A 3,234-nucleotide genomic window follows, 5' to 3' on the forward strand; every position below is an offset into this window, starting at 1 on the left:
TTGATTTATTTTGATGAAAAAGAGGTATATGATAGATTGAAGGAATTAAATGAAATAGAATCAACCATATTGTATCGTCAACCGTTAAAACCCGCACTGCATTAATGGATTTTTTCAAATTTAAGAACGATCTAACACCACAAAAGGGTAGGCTGCTCATCTCAGAGCCGTTTTTGCCCGATCCTAACTTCGAGCGCACCGTTGTGTTGCTCTGCGAGCATAATGAAGATGGCTCTTTTGGTTTCGTTCTTAATAAAGTGAGTGCGGTTAATTTAGACGATATCATTGAAGACGTAAAAAATTTTAGTGAGCCGGTGCACATAGGCGGCCCCGTTCAGCAAGATACTTTGCACTTCATTCATAAGGCGCCTTATTTAGAAGGTGGTCAGGACTTAGGAAACGGACTCTATTGGGGTGGCAATTTTGAGCAGTTGATGATCTTAATTGATTCAAAGCAGATTAATCCTGAAGACTTTAAGTTTTTTGTGGGTTATTCGGGCTGGTCAGAGGGGCAACTAGAGGAGGAGCTAGAAGCAAACTCCTGGATAGTTACCCCGCATGCTTCAGCGGAGATTGTTTTTGAGCAAGACTTAGATCAACTTTGGAAAAGGGTTCTAAAAGGCTTAGGAGGGCGATATGATGTATATTCAAATTATCCCACTGACCCAAGACTTAATTGAATGAATTTACTAATTTTACGGTTAATGATGTTGTAAACGGTATATGATGGATAACGAGAAGGAAATTAATGCAGAGGAGCAGGGAATCGAGGAAAAACCATCTGTTGCGCCTGAAAATGGCGATGTAAAAGTGAGCGAAACGGAAGTAGAAGCTAACGCAGATGAATCAACCACCCCAAAAGACTCTACAAAAGAACTAACCTCAGAAGAGGATTTGTCTGGTAAAAGCAATCATGATGATCAAGCAGTTGATCAACCTGAACAGAAAACAGAAGAAAAACCATCTGTTGAGCCAGAAAAAGATGATGTAATAGAAAGTGCATCTGAAGTAGAAGCGAGCGCAGATGAATCGACTACCTCAAAAAGCTCTAAAAAGGAATTAACCTCTGAAGAAGATTTGGCAGAGAAGGACGATCATGATGAGCATGACGATGATCATGACGAACATGAAGAGGTGGATTATAGTGAATTTACTAAAGAGCAATTCGTAGAGTTAATTCGCTCATTGTCGCAAGACAATAATGTGCTCAAGGCTGATAAAGTAGCCCGTCAGATAAAGCCTTATTTTGACGAAATCAAAAATAAAGAAAGAGATGCTGCATTAAGCAAGTTTATTGCTGATGGTGGTGAAGAAGCTGATTTTAGCTTTAAAAACGATGAACTTATAGATCGTTTTGAGGCCAACTTCAAATTAATCCGTGATCATAAAGTTCAATATTCTAAAGATCAGGAACACCGTAAAGAAGCTAATCTTAAGAAGAAAGAAGAGATATTAGAGAAGCTTAGAGAGTATGTAGATTCTGAAGATACCAACTTCAGTTATGATGCATTTAAGGAAATTCAAAAGGAATGGCGAGATGTAGGCCCGATACCTGGTGCTTATGTTAAAACCCTTTGGGCTAATTACAATGCCCTTGTCAATCGTTTTTATGATAACCGCAGTATTTACTTTGAGCTTAAAGAGCTGGACAGAAAGAAAAATCTTGAATCTAAGCTTGAGTTGTGCGAAAAGGCTGAGGCTTTAGCAAAAACCGAAAATGTGAGTGAAGCCATTAAAGAACTTAATGAGCTACATCATGAATTCAAACATATCGGCCCTGTGCCCAATGAAGAGCGTGAAGCACTTTGGAATAGATTTAAAACCGCCTCTGATGCTGTCTACGATCTCAGAAAAGGCTATATAGAAGAATTAAAAGAAGAGCTTGAAGCCAATTTAAAAATCAAAGAAGAACTGACTGAGAAAGTTCAGGAATTTACCACCTTCGATTCTGACAGAATCAAAGAATGGAATAAAAAGACTAAAGATCTTCAGAAGATTCAGGAGCAGTGGGAGGCCACTGGTGGTTTGCCAAGAGCGAAAGCCAAAGAGGTAAACAGAAACTTCTGGTCGGCATTCAAAACTTTCTATAATAACAAAGGCAACTTCTTTAAGAGATTAGATTCTATGCGAGAGGATAATCTTGTGAAGAAGAAAGAATTGCTTGAAAGAGCGCTGGCCATGAAGGACAGTACTGATTGGCAGAAGACCGCTAATGACTATAAAAGGCTTCAAAGTGAGTGGCGAGAGGTAGGTCCGGTTCCTGAGAAATACAGAGAGTCCGTTTATCGTGAATTTAAGGCTGCCTGTGACCATTTCTTTGAGCAGAAGCGTGCTAACCTGGGAGAAGTTGAAAAAGCTTATGTTGGCAATCTTGAGGCTAAACAAAAGATATGCGCAGAGATAGAGCAGTTGGCAAAAGATAAGAACTCTGATTTAGACAAATTCAGAGAGCTACAGTCTAAGTTCAATGATATTGGTTTTGTTCCTAAGGCCAGCATGTCTAAGATCAAAAGTGCTTACTCCGAGGCCGTTGATAAGTTTATCAATAGCATTGAAGGTATTACCAATGAGGAGCGCCAGCAGATAAGGCTTGAGAACCAAATTAATAAGATTGTTCAGGGACCAAACTCTGGCGAGAAAATCTACAGAAAAGAGCAAACGATAAGAAAACAAATAGGACAGTTGGAAAATGATATTGCTCTATGGAAAAACAATCTTGAATTTTTCGCTGACTCAAAAACAGCTGATAAAATGAAGGAAGAATACAACTCTAAAATCAAAGCAGCTACTACAGAATTGAAGGGTTTGAAGCATCAGTTAAAAATTGTTAGAAGTATCTAATATTTTTTCTGGCAGATGTTTGGTTTTAAAAAGTGTACGATTAAATTTGCACTCGCTAAACGCAAAAGCCCCCATAGCTCAGCTGGCCAGAGCAACTGACTTGTAATCAGTAGGTCGTTGGTTCGAATCCGACTGGGGGCTCAAACAAATCACTTCAAAACCCTTCTAGAGATACTAGAAGGGTTTTTTATTGCCTTTTTCTTTCCATTGATCCTGTTAAGAACGCAATTAGCCATTTGCACAATCTACTTACCTGATTCACTTATAAAGTCAAAAGCAGTTTAGATTAATTAAATTCTGCTTAGAGGTTTACTATAATGATGTTATTATTATAGAATAATAATTTAACAGGTAATTTAAATGAACCACCTTTATTTACCTCAATTAATGAAT

Annotated in this window: 2 protein-coding genes and 1 tRNA gene; all 3 read left to right on the plus strand. The window is 38.2% G+C overall.

The window, feature by feature from the left end; translation table 11 throughout:
* The first annotated feature begins 104 nt into the window (after positions 1–104).
* Positions 105–680, plus strand: coding sequence for a YqgE/AlgH family protein (locus tag E1140_RS00995; protein WP_155178106.1), 576 nt, complete (start codon positions 105–107; stop codon positions 678–680).
* A gap of 46 nt (positions 681–726) precedes the next feature.
* Entirely contained in the window at positions 727–2,841 is a 2,115-nt protein-coding gene (locus E1140_RS01000; protein WP_155178108.1) for a DUF349 domain-containing protein, read from the plus strand.
* A 67-nt stretch (positions 2,842–2,908) separates the two neighbouring features.
* Positions 2,909–2,982: transfer RNA gene (locus E1140_RS01005), tRNA-Thr, on the plus strand.
* Positions 2,983–3,234 lie beyond the last annotated feature (252 nt).

The sequence above is a fragment of the Fulvivirga lutimaris genome (assembly GCF_009711525.1).
GTDB classification, from domain to species: Bacteria; Bacteroidota; Bacteroidia; order Cytophagales; family Cyclobacteriaceae; genus Fulvivirga; species Fulvivirga lutimaris.

Coding starts and splice junctions, on each gene's coding strand:
- E1140_RS00995 (WP_155178106.1), top strand. CDS start 105: ATGGATTTTTTCAAATTTAAGAACGATCTAACACCACAAAAGGGTAGG.
- E1140_RS01000 (WP_155178108.1), top strand. CDS start 727: ATGGATAACGAGAAGGAAATTAATGCAGAGGAGCAGGGAATCGAGGAA.